The organism is Streptomyces sp. NPDC028907, from assembly GCF_055564995.1.
This window is the reverse complement of record NZ_JBVHVE010000019.1, coordinates 145,752-161,545: the sequence shown is the minus strand read 5'-3', so window position 1 is coordinate 161,545 and position 15,794 is coordinate 145,752. Positions and strand designations below refer to the sequence as shown.

The 15,794-nt window shown below is 70.6% G+C and carries 15 protein-coding genes; 10 read left to right on the top strand and 5 right to left on the bottom strand.

The features are described 5' to 3' along the window. Together ACZ4UU_RS39915 and ACZ4UU_RS39910 are read right to left on the bottom strand one after the other, a co-directional pair. The coding region (locus ACZ4UU_RS39915) for an ATP-binding cassette domain-containing protein (protein ID WP_471908326.1) at window positions 1-401 on the bottom strand (401 nt) is incomplete at its 3' end. A 59-nt stretch (window positions 402-460) separates the two neighbouring features. Then, window positions 461-1,567, bottom strand: a complete 1,107-nt coding sequence (locus ACZ4UU_RS39910) for an aliphatic sulfonate ABC transporter substrate-binding protein (RefSeq protein ID WP_471908325.1) — start codon at window positions 1,565-1,567, stop codon at window positions 461-463. A 447-nt stretch (window positions 1,568-2,014) separates the two neighbouring features. Between ACZ4UU_RS39910 and ACZ4UU_RS39905 the strand changes: the two genes are divergently transcribed. After that, a complete protein-coding gene (locus tag ACZ4UU_RS39905) occupies window positions 2,015-3,298 on the top strand; it encodes an acyl-CoA dehydrogenase family protein (RefSeq protein WP_471908324.1) in 1,284 nt (427 codons plus the stop codon). Between the two features lie 50 nt (window positions 3,299-3,348). Beyond that, window positions 3,349-3,807 (top strand): RrF2 family transcriptional regulator, encoded by a 459-nt coding sequence (locus tag ACZ4UU_RS39900; RefSeq protein ID WP_471908323.1) that lies wholly within the window; start codon window positions 3,349-3,351, stop codon window positions 3,805-3,807. Between the two features lie 52 nt (window positions 3,808-3,859). Here the strand turns inward: ACZ4UU_RS39900 and ACZ4UU_RS39895 are convergent, their stop codons facing one another. From ACZ4UU_RS39895 to ACZ4UU_RS39885, 3 genes are all read right to left on the bottom strand, one after another. Continuing rightward, window positions 3,860-4,618, bottom strand: coding sequence for a class I SAM-dependent DNA methyltransferase (locus ACZ4UU_RS39895; RefSeq protein ID WP_471908322.1), 759 nt, complete (start codon window positions 4,616-4,618; stop codon window positions 3,860-3,862). A 126-nt stretch (window positions 4,619-4,744) separates the two neighbouring features. Continuing rightward, window positions 4,745-6,013 (bottom strand): cytochrome P450, encoded by a 1,269-nt coding sequence (locus ACZ4UU_RS39890; protein WP_471908321.1) that lies wholly within the window; start codon window positions 6,011-6,013, stop codon window positions 4,745-4,747. 16 nt (window positions 6,014-6,029) lie between these two features. After that, a complete protein-coding gene (locus ACZ4UU_RS39885) occupies window positions 6,030-7,394 on the bottom strand; it encodes a glutamine synthetase family protein (RefSeq protein ID WP_471908320.1) in 1,365 nt (454 codons plus the stop codon). Window positions 7,395-7,757: 363 nt separating this feature from the next. Between ACZ4UU_RS39885 and ACZ4UU_RS39880 the strand changes: the two genes are divergently transcribed. The 8 genes from ACZ4UU_RS39880 to ACZ4UU_RS39845 all read left to right on the top strand — a co-directional run bounded on the left by ACZ4UU_RS39880 (window position 7,758) and on the right by ACZ4UU_RS39845 (window position 15,713). After that, window positions 7,758-7,946: a ferredoxin gene (locus tag ACZ4UU_RS39880; protein WP_471908319.1), complete on the top strand. Its 189-nt coding sequence runs from the start codon at window positions 7,758-7,760 to the stop codon at window positions 7,944-7,946. Between the two features lie 4 nt (window positions 7,947-7,950). Continuing rightward, window positions 7,951-9,159, top strand: coding sequence for an NAD(P)/FAD-dependent oxidoreductase (locus ACZ4UU_RS39875; RefSeq protein ID WP_471908318.1), 1,209 nt, complete (start codon window positions 7,951-7,953; stop codon window positions 9,157-9,159). 11 nt (window positions 9,160-9,170) lie between these two features. Further along, the gene (locus ACZ4UU_RS39870; RefSeq protein WP_471908317.1) at window positions 9,171-9,983 is read left to right on the top strand and encodes an acetoacetate decarboxylase family protein; all 813 of its coding nucleotides are present in this window, start codon (window positions 9,171-9,173) and stop codon (window positions 9,981-9,983) included. A 122-nt stretch (window positions 9,984-10,105) separates the two neighbouring features. Next, a complete protein-coding gene (locus ACZ4UU_RS39865) occupies window positions 10,106-11,569 on the top strand; it encodes an aldehyde dehydrogenase (RefSeq protein ID WP_471908316.1) in 1,464 nt (487 codons plus the stop codon). Continuing rightward, entirely contained in the window at window positions 11,562-12,506 is a 945-nt protein-coding gene (locus ACZ4UU_RS39860) for a 3,4-dihydroxyphenylacetate 2,3-dioxygenase (protein ID WP_471908315.1), read from the top strand. Before ACZ4UU_RS39865 ends, ACZ4UU_RS39860 begins: the two co-directional genes overlap by 8 nt. A 3-nt stretch (window positions 12,507-12,509) precedes the next feature. Next, a complete protein-coding gene (locus ACZ4UU_RS39855; protein ID WP_471908314.1) occupies window positions 12,510-13,364 on the top strand; it encodes a fumarylacetoacetate hydrolase family protein in 855 nt (284 codons plus the stop codon). A 62-nt stretch (window positions 13,365-13,426) separates the two neighbouring features. Beyond that, window positions 13,427-14,071 (top strand): TetR/AcrR family transcriptional regulator, encoded by a 645-nt coding sequence (locus tag ACZ4UU_RS39850; RefSeq protein WP_471908313.1) that lies wholly within the window; start codon window positions 13,427-13,429, stop codon window positions 14,069-14,071. Window positions 14,072-14,264: 193 nt separating this feature from the next. Beyond that, window positions 14,265-15,713: an APC family permease gene (locus tag ACZ4UU_RS39845; protein ID WP_471908312.1), complete on the top strand. Its 1,449-nt coding sequence runs from the start codon at window positions 14,265-14,267 to the stop codon at window positions 15,711-15,713. Window positions 15,714-15,794 lie beyond the last annotated feature (81 nt).

Below are 15,794 nucleotides of genomic sequence, written 5' to 3'. Positions count from 1 at the left end.
AGCCGGACCAGTTCGAGGAGTTCCTCGGCCCGCTCGCGCCGCCCGGCCTTGGGTACGCCCCTGAGCTTGAGGGCGAGTTCGATGTTCTTGCCCGCCGTCAGCCACGGGAACAGGGCGTGCTCCTGGAACATCAGCGCCGGCCGGCCGTCGGTCGTGATGCTGCCCGCGCTGGGCCTGTCCAGCCCGGCGACCAGGTTCAGCAGCGTCGACTTGCCGCAGCCGGAGGCCCCGAGGAGGGTGACGAACTCACCGGGCGCGACATCGAGCGTGATGTCGTCCAGGACGAGCTGCTGCCCGGCGGGGCCGGCGAAGGACTTCGAGACATGCTCCATCCGGGCGGCATACGTCGCCGTCGTGGCGTCCTTGGCGACCTCTGCGGTCGTGGCCGTCGGAGTGGCCATGGTCGTCACCTCCTGGGGAACGTCGGGTGCGGGGTGGGTGTCGGTGTCGGCGGGGGGCGCTACTTGACGCCGAGACCGGCGTCGTCGACCTCGTCCCTGCCCTCGGCCTTGAGGACCTTGTTGAGCGGCGCGAGGTCGTAGATGCCCTTGAGGTCGGGCTTCTCCAGCAGGCCGGCCTGGACCGCGTGATCCGCCTCGGTGTCGAGGGTCGCGGCCAGCGGGTCGTCCAGGAAGGTGATCGACTTCCAGGCCGGGTCGATGACCTCGGCGGGCAGCGCCTTGCCGGAGAGCTGCTCCAGGGCCTTGTTGGCGGATGCCTCGGCCTTGTCCGGGTTGGCGTTGATCCACGCGTTGGTCTTCACCGAACCGCGCAGCACGGCCTCGACTACGTCCGGGTGTTCCTTGAGGAAGTCCTGCCGCACGATGATGTTCGTGATCACGAACTTCTTGTCGGGCCACAGGTCGGACTCGTCCAGGAGCACCTTGGCGCCCTCGGCGACCAGCTTGGACGCGGTCGGTTCGGGCACCCACGCGCCGTCGATCGAGCCGGACTTGTAGGCATCCGGGGTGATCTTGTTGTCGGTGCGGATGACCGAGACGTCGCCCTTGCCGCTCTGCGCGTCGACCTTCCAGCCCTGCTCGGAGATCCAGTTGAGCAGCGCCACGTCCTGGGTGTTGCCGAGCTGTGGCGTGGCGATCCTCTTGCCCTTGACGTCCTTCAAGGACTTGATCTTGTCGGGGTTGACGACGAGCTTCACGCCGCCTGAGGCCGAACCCGAGATGATGCGCAGATTGCTGCCGTCCGCCTTGGTGTAGCCGTTGATGGCGGGGGAGGGGCCGATCCAGCCGATGTCGATGGACTTGGAGTTCAGCGCCTCGATCTCCGACGGCCCCGCGTTGAACGTCGAGGGCTTGATCGTGGTGCCGCCGAGCTCCTTCTGGAACAGGCCCTCCTGGACACCCACCAGTGCGGTGGCGTGCGTGAGGTTGGGGAAGTAGCCGATCCTCACCTCGTCGGCGGAGAGCTTCTTGGCGTCCGCCGCGACCTCGGCCTGCTTGCCGTCGTCGGTGGACTCGGTGCCGTAGCCGCAGGCGGTCAGCAGCAGGGGAAGCGCCGCTGTCACGGCGAGGGCGCGCAGGGCGGACAGAGGTCTTGCGGCAGACACGGAGGTGTCCTCTCAGGGATGAGTGATCAGGAAGGAATGCGGCGGTCGGGGCCGTATCGGGAGAGCGCAGCGGTACGGCGCGGAGCGCGGCGGTGCGGAGGGTGCGGTCCGGGCGGGTCAGACGGGTCGACAGATGGCGCTGGACGTACGCCCGAAGTCGATGTGACGGCGCGAGGTCAGCAGGAAGGGTGATGGGTATGTGCGCCGGTGCGTTCGCATGGCAGCCCCACCCCTCCATGGATTCCTAGTTTTCCTACCTGGTTGATAGGGATCGTGGCAGAAGGCTGCCTCCGCCCCAAGAGGTTGTTCACATACTGGACTCGGCCATCCCTCTGAATCGGCCGGTCGGGGGCGGGAATCGGCCAGGCCCCGCGCATTTCCTAGATTTCCTATCGAATTACTAGGGAAGTGTTGACCCCTGTCGGTGGAGCGAGTGAGGATGACGCCATGACGATCGCTCCCTCGGCCCCGGCCGCTCCGTTCGGCGACCCCGAGCGGGCCGCGGCCGTGTCGTCGGCGGACGCGACCTCATGGGAGGCGGGGCCGGACGACTGGCGGCACATCGCGCGTGAACTGGCCGACGACCTGGCCACGGACGCGGTCGAGCGCGAAGGGGCCGGCAAGCCGCCGCTCGACGAGGTCGCCCGACTGCGTGAAGCGAGACTGCTGACCCTGCTCGTACCGGCCGAACACGGCGGCGGGGGCGCGGACTGGCGCACGGCCTACGCCGTCGTACGGACCGTCGCGGCCGCCGACGGGGCCGTCGGCCATCTGCTGGGCGGGCACTACTTCCTGTCCTACTGCGCCCGGTTCTTCGCCGGACCAGGCCGCGCCGCACGCGTCGAACGGGCCTTCGCGGCGGGGCAGTGGTACTGGGGCGGCGGCATCGCCTCGTGGGAACCGCCGCTCACGCTGACCCCCACGGCGGGCGGCTATCTGCTGGACGGCCATCAGCGCTACGGCTCCGGAGTCGGCGTCGCCGACCGCCTCCTGGTCCGCGCCGCCGTGCCCGGCACCGGCGAGCCCCTCGCCGTCCTTGTCGACCCCGCCCACCCGGGCCTGGTCAACGGCGGCGGCGGTGACACCTTCGGGCGGCGACTGGCGGCCGCCGGCGGCGTGGGCTTCGACGCCGTGCCGGTCACGCACGACGACGTGCTCGGCTCCCTCTCCGCCGACGACGGCGCCCTGTCGCCCTTCGCCGGCCTCGCCGCGCCGACCGCACGAATCGTCTCCGCCCAGTTCTGTCTCGGCGTCGCCGAGGGCCTGCTCGGCGAAGTCCGCGAGCACGGACGGACGGTGAAGGTGAAGCCGTCGTGGGAGTCGTTCTCCCCGCAGCCGTCGCAGGGGCACGCGCCGCAGGATCCGTACGCGCTGGCCTCGTACGGCGAACTCGCCGTCACCGCACATGCCGCGTCCGCCCTCGCCGACCAGGCTGTGGCGGCCCTGACCCGGGGCCTCGCGCGGGGCGAGGACCTCGACGACGAGGAGTGCGCGCGGATCGCCGTCCTCGCCAGTGCGGCCGAGGCCGCCGCCGCCCGGGCCGCGCAGGACATCACCACCCGCGCCCTGGACGCCCTCGGCGAATCCGCCGCCTTTGCCCGGCACGGCCTGGACCGCTTCTGGCGCGACACCCGCACCCACACCTTGCGCGAACCGGTCGCCCACCGGCTGCGCGAGGTCGGCGACTACTTCCTCAACGGCGCGCACCCTCCGTTCAGCCTCCCCGCCTGAGTGGGGACCGGCCGGTCGGGACCGACGCGGCGGTGATGGATAATCTCAGCATGCGGATCTCGGCGAGGGCGGACTATGCGGTGCGGGCGGCGTTGGAACTCGCCGCGGCAGGGGAGGACACCTCAGTCAAGGCCGAAGCGATCGCAGAGGCACAGGGCATCCCGCACAAGTTCCTGGAGGGCATCCTCGGCGACCTGCGGCGCGGCGGCCTCGTGGTCAGCCAGCGCGGCGGCAAGGGCGGCTACCGGCTCGCCCGCCCGGCCGACTCGATCCCCATCGCGGACGTGATCCGGGTGGCGGACGGCCCCCTCGTCTCGGTGCGCGGCGTACGCCCGCCCGACCTCTCCTACATCGGCCCCGCGCAATCCCTGCTGCCGTTGTGGATCGCCGTACGCGCCAACGTCCGCAAGATCCTCGGCGAGGTCACCCTGGCGCACGTGGCCGCGGCCAAGCTGCCCGCCGAGGTGCTGAGCCTCGCGGACGACCCCGAGGCGTGGACGAATCCCTGACCGGCGTCTTGCCCCGGCCAGGAGGCGGTCGGTGCCGCGGTGCCGGAAAACCTCAGCCGGACGGCTTCTCCCAGACCGACACGTGCCCCCGGCTCTCGCCGGTGAACGGCTCACGCGTCCAGTTCTCCCACCGGTCGCGCAGCCGTAGGCCGGCCAGCCGGGCCATCAGGTCCAGCTCGGCCGGCCACACGTACCGGAACGGGATCGAGGAGTGCTTGGCGCGCCCGTCGACGATGGTGACGTAGTTGGAGCTCATCGCCTGGGTCGCGGGGTCGTAGGTGTCGAACGCCCAGCGTGTGTCGCTGATGTGGAACGGTACGGCGCTCTGTCCGGGCGGCAGCCGACGCAGTTCGGGCACCCCCACCTCGACCACGAAGCAGCCGCCGGGCCGCAGATGGGCGGCGGCGTTGCGGAAGCAGTCGACCTGGGCGTCCTGGGTCGTCAGGTTGTTGATCGTGTTGAACACCAGGTAGGCCAGCGCGAACTCGCCCGTCACCCGTGTCGTCGCGAAGTCCCCGATCGTGACCCCGACGGCATCGCCGCCGGGCTTCTCGCGCAGTCGTTTCACCATCGCCCGGGACAGGTCGATGCCCTGCACCGGCACGCCCCGGCCGGCCAGCGGCAGCGCGATCCGGCCGGTACCGACCCCGAATTCGAGCGCCGCGCCGTCGCCGGCGAGGTCGGCCAGCAGGTCGACCGCCGGGTCCACGGCGTCGGGGTGTGACATGTCCGCCGTGTCGCCGTCGTAGCCGGCCGCGATGCTCTCGCCGAAATAGCCGTCGTCATCCGTGTAGCCGTCGTCATCGATCACGCCGGGACAGTACTGCCGACCACCGTGCCCGGGCACCCGAATTTCCGCGCGGGGCGACTACCGTCGGCTCCAGCGGGGGCAAGGCGAAGTAGGACCCCCGTGACACCTTCCACCACACCTTGCCGGTCAGGCGAGCTTCACCTCCACCGGCAGCTTCTTGATGCCGTTGACGAAGTTGGACCGCACGCGCGGTACGTCCCCGGCCAGCCGGATATGGGCCAGGCGCGGGATCAGCTCCTCGAACATGATGCGGATCTCGGTGCGGGCGAGCAGGTTGCCCAGGCACAGGTGCGGGCTGCCCTTGCCGAAGGTGACATGGTCGTTGTCGGTGCGGGCGACGTCGAAGTCGTACGGGTTGCCGAAGACGTCCTCGTCACGGTTGCCGGAGGCGAACCACATGACGACCTTGTCGCCCTCCTTGACCTGCTTGCCGCCGAGTTCGACGTCCCGGGTGGCGGTGCGGCGGAAGTGGTAGACGGGGGAGGCCCAGCGCAGGAACTCCTCGACCGCCGCCGGGATGAGGGAGGGGTCCTCCTGGAGACGGGCCAGCTGCTCGGGGTGCTGGAGGAGGGCCAGCATGGAGTGGGAGATGGTGTGCCGGGTGGTCTCGTTGCCGGCCACCACCAGCAGCAGGAAGTAGTTGTCGAAGTCCTGCGCGGAGAGCGGGACACCATCGCGCGGAACCGTGTTGACCAGCTTCGACACCAGGTCCGTGCCGTCACCGCCGCGCCGCTGCCGGGCCAGCTCCCGGCCGTACTCGAAGACCTCGACGGAGGCGGGGGAACGGAACGGCAGATCGCGGTACTTCTCGCTCTCCGCGCTGTGCAGCAGCACGTCCGCGTAGTCGGGGTCGGTGTTGCCGATGATGCGGTTGCCCCAGTCGATGAGCCGCTGGTTGTCCTCCGGCGGCACATCGAGCAGCCGGGCCAGGACGTTGATCGGGAAGTCCGCGGAGACGTCGGCGACGAAGTCGAAGGTGCCCTTGGCGAGGGCCGCGTCCAGCGTGGTGGCGGTCAGGCCGCGCAGGAAGTCGGCGTAGCTGTTGATGACGCTCGCGCCGAACTGCCGCTGGATGACGCTGCGCAGCGCGCGGTGGCGGACGCCGTCCATCTCCAGGATGGAGGCGCGTTTCTTGATCTGGTCCTCGTCGACCTCCTCCAGGTTCACGAACTTCGTGGAGGTGAAGGTCTCCGGGTCGCGGTCGACACGGGCGATGTCCGCGTGCCGGGTCACCGCCCAGAAGCCGGAGTTGGGCGCGTCCTCGGGTTGCCAGTGCACGGGGTCCTCGTGGCGCAGGGTGTGGAACATGCGCCAGGGGGTGACACCGTCGGTGAAGTTGTCGAGGTCGGCGAGGTTCACGTCGGCGAGCGGCATCGGCTCGTGGGCGGCGGTCATCGATGGCTCCAGGGGGTCACAGGTGGTAGGCGTACTCGGTGAACTCCCAGTCGGTGACATGCCGTTGGAAGCGTTCGACCTCGTTGCGCTTGTAGGTCAGGAAGGATGAGGTGAAGCCCTTGCCGAGCAGTTCGGTCAGGGCGGTGTCCGCCTCCAGGGCGTCCAGCGCGGCGGACAGGGTCGTGGGCAGCAGGCCCGACCTGGCGGTGTCGTAGCCGTAGCCCTCCAGCGGGGCGGGCGGCTCCTCGCCGGCCCGGATCCCGAGCAGTGCCGCGGCGATCGTGCCGGCGACGAGGAGGTAGGGGTTGGCGCTGGCGTCCCCGAGGCGGAGTTCGACGCGGGCACCCGAGCCGCGCTCCGGCGGGACGCGGACCATGGCGCTGCGGTTGTCCAGCCCCCAGTCGATCAGCCAGGGCGCGAGGGTGTCGGGGCCGAAGCGTTTGTACGAGTTGACGGTCGGGTTGGCCAGCGCGGCGAGCGCGGGCGCGTGGGCGAGGATGCCGGCGACGGCGTGCCGGGCGGTGGCCGAGAGACCGTACGCGCCCCCGGGGTCGTCGAAGGCGTTACGGTCACCCCCTTCGCCGGAGCTCTCGCAGGACAGGTGGAGATGGAAACCGGAGCCGCCCGCGTCCCCGAACGGCTTGGCCATGAAGGTGGCGGTCCTGCCCTCCTTGCGGGCCAGCTCCTTCACCGCGGCCTTGAAGCGGAAGGAGCGGTCGGCCGCGTCCAGGGCGTCGGAATGGGTCAGGTTGATCTCGTACTGGCCGCCGTCGAACTCGTGGTTGCCGGTGATCACGCCGATGTCCAGATCGCGCAGCTGCCGCAGGGTGCGCAGCAGGTGGTTGTCGGGGTCGGCGCGCAGCCCGGCCGTGTAGACGGCGCCGGTGACCTCCGGGGCGCGGCGCCAGCCGGTGGGGGTGCCGGGAGCGGGGTCCAGCAGGAAGTACTCCAGCTCCGGTCCCACGACCGGAGCGAGGCCCTGCTCGGCGCAGCGGGCCAGCACCGCGCGCAGCAGGTCGCGCGGTGACTCCGGGGCGGGGGCGCCGGTCGCCGGGTCGGTGACCTCGCCGAGACAGGAGGCGACGCCGGGCTCCCAGGGCAGCACGGCCAGGGTGGACAGGTCGGGGCGTACGGTCACGTCCGGCAGGCCGGCGTCCAGACCGCCCGCGACCGGGACCACGTCGCCCTGCGGGCTGGTGTGGTAGACGGCCCGGCAGAAGGCCAGACCGTGCTCGCACGCGGCCGGCAGATGTTCCACCAGGACGTCACGGGCGCGGTCGGTGCCGATGAGGTCGGGATACATGACCCGGACCACGTCCACACCCTCGGCGGTGAGCCGCTCCAGATGCCGGCGGATGTCTGGGATGTCGTGAGCGCTCACCGATGTCTCCTCGGGCGGAGGGCGGATGGGATGGGTGGCGTGAGGACGACCTGAGCACAGGGGCGGCGTGAGGGAGGCACCCCGGGGTCGTCGTTTGAACCCGAACGGTATGGACAGGCTCCACCGTCCCGCAAGAGGGCGGTCGCAAAAATTTATCCACCTGGACAGGTATTGACCAGGGTCCGACTGCTTCCTATGTTGTTTGAAGCCAAACGAGTAGGGGGTGTCCGGATCCCGCGGTGCGATCACGCGGCGCGGATCTCGCGCCCCTTTGGCCCAGGGGCCCGGCCGGCAGGCCGGCCGGGCCCCGTCCACCCTCTTCGCTTCCCGCTCCGACGCCCCTCACTTTCAGGAGGACCGGCCATGAAGGTCGTCGTCGACATGAACAAGTGCCAGGACCACGGACAGTGCGTCTTCGCGGCCCCCGACGTCTTCTCGATGGACGGCGACGGACACCTCGTGTTCGTCGCCGACCCCGACGACACCCTGCGCGACGACGTCGAGGAGGCCGCCGACGTCTGCCCGCTCCAGGCCATCCGGATCGAGGACTGAGCCCATGACCGGACGCATCGTCGTCGCCGGCGCCTCCATGGGCGGCCTGCGCGCCGCGGAACAACTGCGCGCGGCCGGCTGGACCGGCGCGATCACGGTCGTCGGCGACGAGCCGCACATGCCGTACAACCGGCCGCCGCTCTCCAAGGAGGTCCTCGCCGGCAAGGCGCCCTTCGAGTCGCTGGCCTTCACCCCGAAGGCGGCCGCCGTCGACGTGGAGTGGCGGCTGGGCACGAAGGCCGTCGCGGCGCGGCTGGCCGAGCGGACCGTCGAGCTGGACTCCGGCGAGGCGCTGTCGTACGACGGACTGGTCGTCGCCACCGGAATGCGCCCCCGGCGGCTGACCTGCCCCGGCCCGCGCACCGGACGTCACACGGTCCGCACCCTGGCCGACGCCCAGGGGCTGCGGGACGAACTGACCCGGCCGGGCGTGCGCGTCGTCGTGGTCGGCGCCGGCTTCATCGGCTGCGAGGTCGCCGCCACGGCTGTCGGTCTGGGCGTGTCCGAGGTGACCGTCGTGGACCCGCTGCCCCTGCCCATGGTCGGCCCGCTCGGCGAACTGCTCGCCCACGCGCTGCTCAAGCGGCACGAGGAACGCGGCGTGCGCTTCCGGCTGGGCGCCGGGGTCGCCGGCTTCGAGGGCGACGACCGGGTGACCGGGGTCGTCCTCGGCGACGGCAGCGCGCTGCCCGCCGACGTGGTGGTCGAGTCGGTCGGCTCGCTCGCCAACGTCGAGTGGCTCGACGGCAACGGCCTCGACCTCACCGACGGTGTCCTCACCTGCGAGCACCTCCGCGTCGGCGGCCGGCCCGAGGTGGTCGCCGTCGGTGACGTCGCCCGCTTCCCCAACGCCCGCTACGACGGCGTGCCGCGCCGTGTCGAGCACTGGTCGATCCCGACCGACACCGCGAAGCACGCGGCGCGGGCCCTGGCCGCCGAACTGACGGGTGTCCAGGTCGACTTGGCGCCCTTCGCCCCGTTGCCCACCTTCTGGAGCGACCAGCACGACTTTCGGTTGCAGTCCTTCGGGGCGCCCGTCCTCGGCCTCGGTGACGTCCGGGTGCTGGACGGAGATCCGGACGGAGACGTGCTCGTCGGCTACCACACCGACGGGCGGCTCGTCGGTGTCGTGGCGCTCGGTGGCCACAGCGCCGCCATGGGGGCTGCCCGTTGTCGCGCCCAGTTGCTGAAGCAGCCCGCCCTCACCGCGTAAGGAACTTCGTCATGTCTTCAGTCCGTGGCTACTTCCATCCCAAGACGGCCAGTGGCGCGTCGTCGCTGATTCCGCCGCCACCGTGGCGCTACTCCGGTGACCTGCTGACGATCGAGTACCGGACCGATCCGGCGCGCGTGCGTGAACTCCTGCCGGAACCACTGGAGTTGGCCGACGAGGACCCCGGTGCCGTCGCGCTGATCTGGGCCGACTGGCAGTCCTGCTCCGGGTCCGGGGCGGAGCTGCTCGACCCTGTGCTGGCGCAGTACAAGGAGGCGTTCGCGGTCGTCCGGTGCAAGTTCCGTGGGCGGACGTACTCGCGGTGCGTGTACATCTGGGTCGACAAGGACTTCGCCATCGCGCGAGGGCTGCACCAGGGGTATCCGAAGAAGCTGGGGTCCATTCACCAGACGCGGCCCCATCCGTACGGGCCCGCTCCGCGGGTCGAGGCGGGGGCTCGGTTCGGGGCGACGTTGGCTGCCGCGGATCGGCGGTTGGCCCAGGCCGTGGTGACCCTGCGGGAGCCGTCGGAGACGAACGGGTTCGTCAACGGGCATCCGATGGCTCATCACCGGTGGCTGCCCTCGATCGAGAAGGGCAAGGGGCTGGCTCTCGATGAGCTGATCGAGACCGGGGCGGCTTCTTTCGAGGGTGGTCAACCATGGGTCGGGGAGGCGGAGTTGGAGCTGTTCGAGGCACCTACGGAGGAGCTTGCCCGGCTGGAGGTTCGTGAGCCGATCGCCGCGTATTTCCGGCAGGTCGGGGTGGTTTGGGATGGGGGGCGGCTGCTGGAGGTCGGGACGTCGGAGGTGGTTGCCGAGTAGTGCCGGTGGCGGGCTGCGGGTTTGTCGTGGCCTGTCGCGCCCACGCGGCGGAGCCGCACATCGATACAGCCCCGCGCCCCTGAGGAACTGCAGTCCCCTTCTTCTGAATGGAGCCCTTTCCCATGCTCGACAGAGTTCTCGTCGCCGGTGTCTCCGTCGACACCCGGCACTGGATCGGTGGCGAACGGGTCGCCTCCGGTGACACCTTCACCGACAGCTCTCCCATCGACGGGAGCACCCTCGGCGAGATCGCCCGTGGTGGGCCCGCCGAAGCCGACGCCGCCGTCGCCGCCGCCCGCGACGCCTTCCCCTCCTGGGCCGCCACCCCCCGCGCCGAACGCGCCCGGATCCTGCACGCCATCGCGGACGGGGTGGAGAAGCGGATCGATGAGCTCGCGATCGTCGAGACCACCGACAACGGTGCTCTGCTGCGTTCGCACCGGCGCGGAGTGATGCCCCGTGTCGCGCACAATTTCCGGTTCTTCGCGGACTGGCTGCTGCAGCTGGAGCACGAGGATTTCGAGACGCGTGGGCACAACAACCACGTCAGCTGGGACCCGGCCGGCCCTTGTGTGCTGATCACGCCGTGGAACGCCCCGTTGATGCTGGCCACGTGGAAGGTCGCGCCGGCCCTCGCGGCCGGCAACACGGTGGTCCTCAAGCCCGCCGAGTGGAGCCCGCTCACCGCCTCGCTGCTCGCCGACATCGCCGCCGAGGCCGGTCTGCCCGCCGGTGTGCTGAACGTCGTGCAGGGCTACGGTTCCGAGATCGGTGACGCGCTCACCTCCCACCCGGACGTACGCCGGATCAGCTTCACCGGCTCGGTGCCGACCGCTCGCCGCATCGCCGCGTCCGCCGCCGCGAACCTGACACCGCTCAGTCTCGAACTCGGCGGAAAGTCACCGCTGTTGGTGTTCGCCGACGCCGACCTCGACCTGGCCGTCGACCTCGCCGTGGAGCAGTACGACAACGCCGGGCAGGTCTGCCTGGCCGCGACGCGCATCCTCGTGGAGGAGTCGATCGCCGAGGAGTTCACGCGCCGGTTCGAGGAGAGGGCGGCGGCGCTGACGCAGGGCGACCCGCGGGAGGCGGCCACCGACATCGGGCCGAACATCCACCCCCGCCAGCTGGAGAAGATCGACGGCTTCGTGCGGCGGGCGATCGAGGGCGGGGCCCGTGCGGTCCTCGGCGGCCACCGCAACGACGGCCAGTACTACGCGCCGACCCTGCTCACCGACGTCGCCCAGGACTGCGAGATCGTCCAGGAGGAGGTCTTCGGACCGGTCCTGACCCTGCAGACCTTCGCCGACGAGGACGAGGCCGTACGCCTCGCCAACGACACCCGCTTCGGCCTCGCCGCGACCCTCGCCACCGGCGACACCGGGCGCGCCGAACGCGTGACCCAGCAACTCGTAGCCGGGACTGTCTGGGTCAACTGCTTCTTCGTCCGCGACCTCCAGGCCCCCTTCGGCGGGTCGCGGCAGTCCGGCGTCGGGCGTGAGGGCGGCACCTGGAGCTTCGACTTCTACTGCGACCTGAAGAACACCGTCACCGCTCCGAAGGGATGGAACCACAGCCATGGGTGAGATCGTCGGGGCCGGGCTGCTCGCCCATGTCCCCACCATCGTGCTGCCGGAGGCCGACCGGCTGGAGCTCAACGAGGGCAAGGAGATCACCCTCGTCACCGGGCTCCGGCAACTCCGTGCGGACGTCTTCGAACGGGACGACTACGACACCGTCGTCGTCCTGGACTCCCACTGGGCCACCACCGTCGAGTTCGTCGTCACCGCCCAGACACGCCGGGCAGGGCTGTTCACCTCCGAGGAGCTGCCGCGCGGCATGTGCCGGATGCCGTACGACTTCCCCGGCGACCCCGAACTCGCCCGCAACATCGAGAAGTTCGCGGACAAGCACGGCACCTGGATCACCGCGATCGACGACGACCACCTGCCGATCTACTACGCCACCATCAACCTCTGGAAGTACCTCGGCGAAGAGCTGCCGGACAAGCGGTGGATCACCATCGGCGTCTGCCAGACCGGCGACATGGAGGACCATCTGCGGCTGGGGCGGGCTCTGGCCGACGGAATCGCCGCCACGCCGGGGCGACGCGTGCTGCTCATCGCCTCGGGGGCCCTGTCGCACACCTTCTGGCCGCTGCGCGAGCTGCGCGACCACGAGGCCAGCGACCCGGCGCACATCTTCACACCGCAAGCCCGCGCCGCCGACGAGGAGCGCATCCGATGGTTCAAGGAGGGCCGTCACGACAGGGTCCTCGACACCATGGACGAGTTCTGGACGTACAAGCCCGAGGCGAAGTTCTTCCACTACCTGATGATGGCCGGCGCCCTCGGCGAGCAGGCCTGCGTCGCCAAGGCCCGCCAGTACGGGGAGTACGAGAACTCCATCGGCACCGGTCAGGTCCACCTCTGGTTCGACCGGCCCGCCGACGGCTGGACCGGCACCGGCCAGTCCGCACCGTCGTATAAGGCCACCCCGCACAGCCGCCCCCAGGAGGTCTGAGACATGGCTGCATTCTCCGAGTACCGCCGCATCCTGCTCGACGGCGCCGCCGTCCAGGTCACCGCCGACGGCGACGAACTCGTCGCAGGGGACGGCCGCCGCGTCAAGACCGACGACGCCCAGCACCTGACCCCGGTCGTCCCCTCCAAGGTGATCGCCGTCCACCTCAACCACCGCAGCCGCGTCGACGAGTTCCGGATCGAGCTCCCGGACACCCCGACCTACTTCCACAAGCCGACCTCCTCCCTCAACTCCCACAAGGGCGCCGTCGTCCGCCCCGAGGGCTGCAAATGGCTCAACTACGAGGGCGAGGTCGCCATCGTCATCGGCAGGACCGCCCGCAACATCTCCCCGGCCGAAGCGGGCGACCACATCGCCGGCTACACGATCGCCAACGACTACGGCCTGCACGACTTCCGCGACACCGACGCCGGCTCCATGCTCCGCGTGAAGGGCTCCGACACCCTCTGTCCCCTCGGCCCCGGCCTGGTCACCGACTGGGACTTCCATGGCAAGCGGCTGCGGACGTACGTCAACGGCGAGGTCGTCCAGGACGGTTCCACCGACGAGATGAAGTGGGACATGCACTACCTCGTCGCCGACATCGCCCGCACCATCACCCTGTACCCGGGCGACGTGCTGCTGTCCGGGACGCCCGCCAACTCCCGGCCCGTCCAGCCCGGCGACGTCGTGGAGGTCGAGGTCGAGGGCCTCGGCCGGCTCACCAATCACATCGTCACCGGCCCCACCCCGATCCGCACCGACATCGGCGCCCAGCCCACCGAATCCGAGGAAGTCCTGTCCACCGCCCTCGGCGGCGACTGGGAGTTCCGCGGCGTCCGCCCGCCCCGGCGTTGACCGTGCGTACGGCGTCGACCAGCCGTACGGCGGTGTCCGACCCGGCGGGTAAGGTCGCGAACATGACCGCACCCGCCGATGACCCCGAGGGCCGCAAGCCGCGCCGGCGCATGAACTACGGCGAGGGCCGTGAGGCCCTGCTGAACGCCGCCGTGCGGGTCGTGGCGCGAGGCGGGCTGCGCAAGCTCACCTACCGGGCGGTCGCGCAGGAGGCGGGCACCACGCACGGGCTGGTCGTCCACCACTTCGGCTCGCGCGACGCGCTGATCGAGGAGGCCCTCGCGCACGCGATCCGCTCCTCGGTCAGCACCAGCGCGCTCGAACCGGGCACCGGCAAGATCGCCGACTTCTCGGTCGGCGTCTCCGACATGGTCACGGCCGGTCCGGACATCCAGGCCTTCCAGTACGAGCTGCTGCTGGAGGCCCGGCGCCGCCCCGAGCTGCTGCCGCAGATCCGTGCCCTGTACGACGACTACTTCGCCGCCACCGAGCGCGAGCTGTCCCGCATGCTGCCCGCCGGCGCCGGCCGTCCGCTGACCCGGCTGGTCTTCGCCGCCCTCGACGGGCTCGTGCTGCACCAGCTCGTCTTCGGTGAGCCCGGGACCACCGACGCCGCGATCGAGGAGCTGCGGGGCCTGCTCCGGCTGCTGGCGGCCGACGCGGCCGAGGGCGACGACGTGCTCGACGTACCGGAGAGCGACGGCTGACCTGCCCTTTTCGGGACCCTGGGCACGTCTGGCCCGGGGTCCCTTTTCGTTGCCGTACCCATGCTTCGCCGCCCCCGGTTCACCGTCGTGCCAATTCTTCGCCGCACCCCTTGCCAAACGGATAGTTCCAGCCCACCATGAGGCAACTCGTTTGGCCTGAAACGAAGTCCTCTTCTCCAGGCAGGTGATCCGAGTGGACAGTCAGACGGCGGTCCGGAACCAGACCGCGCCCGACCCCTCCACCGCAGGCAAGCTCAAGCCCAACTCGCTCGGCGTGCTGGGCATCCTCTTCTTCGTCCTCTCCGCCCAGGCGCCGCTGACCGGCGTCGCGGGTGCCGTGCCGATCGCCGTGGCCATCGGCAACGGCGCCGGCGCCCCCGCCGCCTATCTCGCGGCCGGCCTGATCATCCTGCTGTTCTCGGTCGGCTTCGTCGCCATGGGCCGGCATGTGGTGGACGCCGGGGCCTTCTACCGGTACATCGGCAAAGGGCTCGGCCGGAACCTCGGCAACGGCAGCGCGGGCATCGCCCTCTTCGCCTACTGCGCGATCCAGGCCGCCATGTACGGCCTGTACGGGGCCACCGTGAGCGGGCTGCTGGCGCACCACACCGGAGCGGACGTGCCCTGGTTGGCGTGTGCCCTGGTCACGATGGCGATCGTGCAGGGGCTGGGTGCCCTCGGCATCGAGATGGGCGCCAAGGTGCTGGCCGTGTTCGTGCTGGCCGAGTTCAGCATCCTGGCCGCCTTCGCCGTCGTGAACCTCGTCAAGGGCGGCGGGCCCGAGGGGCTCGGCCTCGCGGACACGTTCTCGCCGGGTGCGGCCCTCGACGGGGCTCCGGGCGTGGCGCTGATGTTCGCCGTGGCCTCCATGATCGGCTTCGAGGCCACCGCGATCTACGGCGAGGAGGCACGCGAGCCCCGCAGAACGGTGCCCCGGGCCACCTATCTGGCCGTCGCCCTCGTCACCGGCTTCTTCGCCTTCGCCTCCTGGATGCTGATCTCCTCCTACGGCGCCTCGAAGGCGGCCGCGGCCGCGGGACAGGCACTGGAGGGCGGCGACTCGACGGCGTTCGTGTTCGCGCCGATCGCCGCCCAGTTCGGCACCTGGGTCAACGACGTGCTGCCGATCCTGCTCGCCACCTCGCTCTTCGCCGGCATCCTCGCCTTCCACAACTCGGCCAACCGCTACCTGTTCTCGCTCAGCCGCGAGGGGCTCCTGCCGCGCCGGCTGTCGGCGGTCAACCGCAGGCACTCGCCCGGTGTCGCGGGCTTCGTGCAGACCACGATCGCCGCGCTGCTGGTGATCCCGTTCGCGCTGGCCGGCAAGGACCCCGTGGTGACCCTGTTCTCGTGGGGGAGCGGCGTCGCCGTGCTGGCGATCATGCTCCTGTACTTCCTGACCTCGGCCTCCGTCGTCGTCTTCTTCCGGCGCGAGCGCCTCGACACCCGGCCGTGGAACACGCTGATCGCCCCCGTGCTGGGGGCGCTGGGGATCGCCGGTGCCATCTGGCTGATCGTCGAGAACTTCACGACCCTCATCGGCGGCGAGCGGTCCACCGCCGTATGGCTGCAACTGACGGTCCCGGCCGTCCTGGTCCTGGGCGTCGTCGCGGGCCGGCTGACGCGCTCGGGCCGTTCGTAGGCCCGCCCCTTCCTGGAGCACCCCCGGTCGTCCGGTCGGTCCTCGCCGACCGGACGACTGCCCGACCGCTGACTCTGCTGC

What these genes read in the sequence shown, in the direction of transcription:
- ACZ4UU_RS39905 (WP_471908324.1), top strand. Translation starts at nt 2,015, where the DNA reads ATGACGATCGCTCCCTCGGCCCCGGCCGCTCCGTTCGGCGACCCCGAG.
- ACZ4UU_RS39900 (WP_471908323.1), top strand. Translation starts at nt 3,349, where the DNA reads ATGCGGATCTCGGCGAGGGCGGACTATGCGGTGCGGGCGGCGTTGGAA.
- ACZ4UU_RS39890 (WP_471908321.1), bottom strand. Translation starts at nt 6,013, where the DNA reads ATGACCGCCGCCCACGAGCCGATGCCGCTCGCCGACGTGAACCTCGCC.
- ACZ4UU_RS39880 (WP_471908319.1), top strand. Translation starts at nt 7,758, where the DNA reads ATGAAGGTCGTCGTCGACATGAACAAGTGCCAGGACCACGGACAGTGC.
- ACZ4UU_RS39875 (WP_471908318.1), top strand. Translation starts at nt 7,951, where the DNA reads ATGACCGGACGCATCGTCGTCGCCGGCGCCTCCATGGGCGGCCTGCGC.
- ACZ4UU_RS39870 (WP_471908317.1), top strand. Translation starts at nt 9,171, where the DNA reads ATGTCTTCAGTCCGTGGCTACTTCCATCCCAAGACGGCCAGTGGCGCG.
- ACZ4UU_RS39865 (WP_471908316.1), top strand. Translation starts at nt 10,106, where the DNA reads ATGCTCGACAGAGTTCTCGTCGCCGGTGTCTCCGTCGACACCCGGCAC.
- ACZ4UU_RS39860 (WP_471908315.1), top strand. Translation starts at nt 11,562, where the DNA reads ATGGGTGAGATCGTCGGGGCCGGGCTGCTCGCCCATGTCCCCACCATC.
- ACZ4UU_RS39855 (WP_471908314.1), top strand. Translation starts at nt 12,510, where the DNA reads ATGGCTGCATTCTCCGAGTACCGCCGCATCCTGCTCGACGGCGCCGCC.
- ACZ4UU_RS39850 (WP_471908313.1), top strand. Translation starts at nt 13,427, where the DNA reads ATGACCGCACCCGCCGATGACCCCGAGGGCCGCAAGCCGCGCCGGCGC.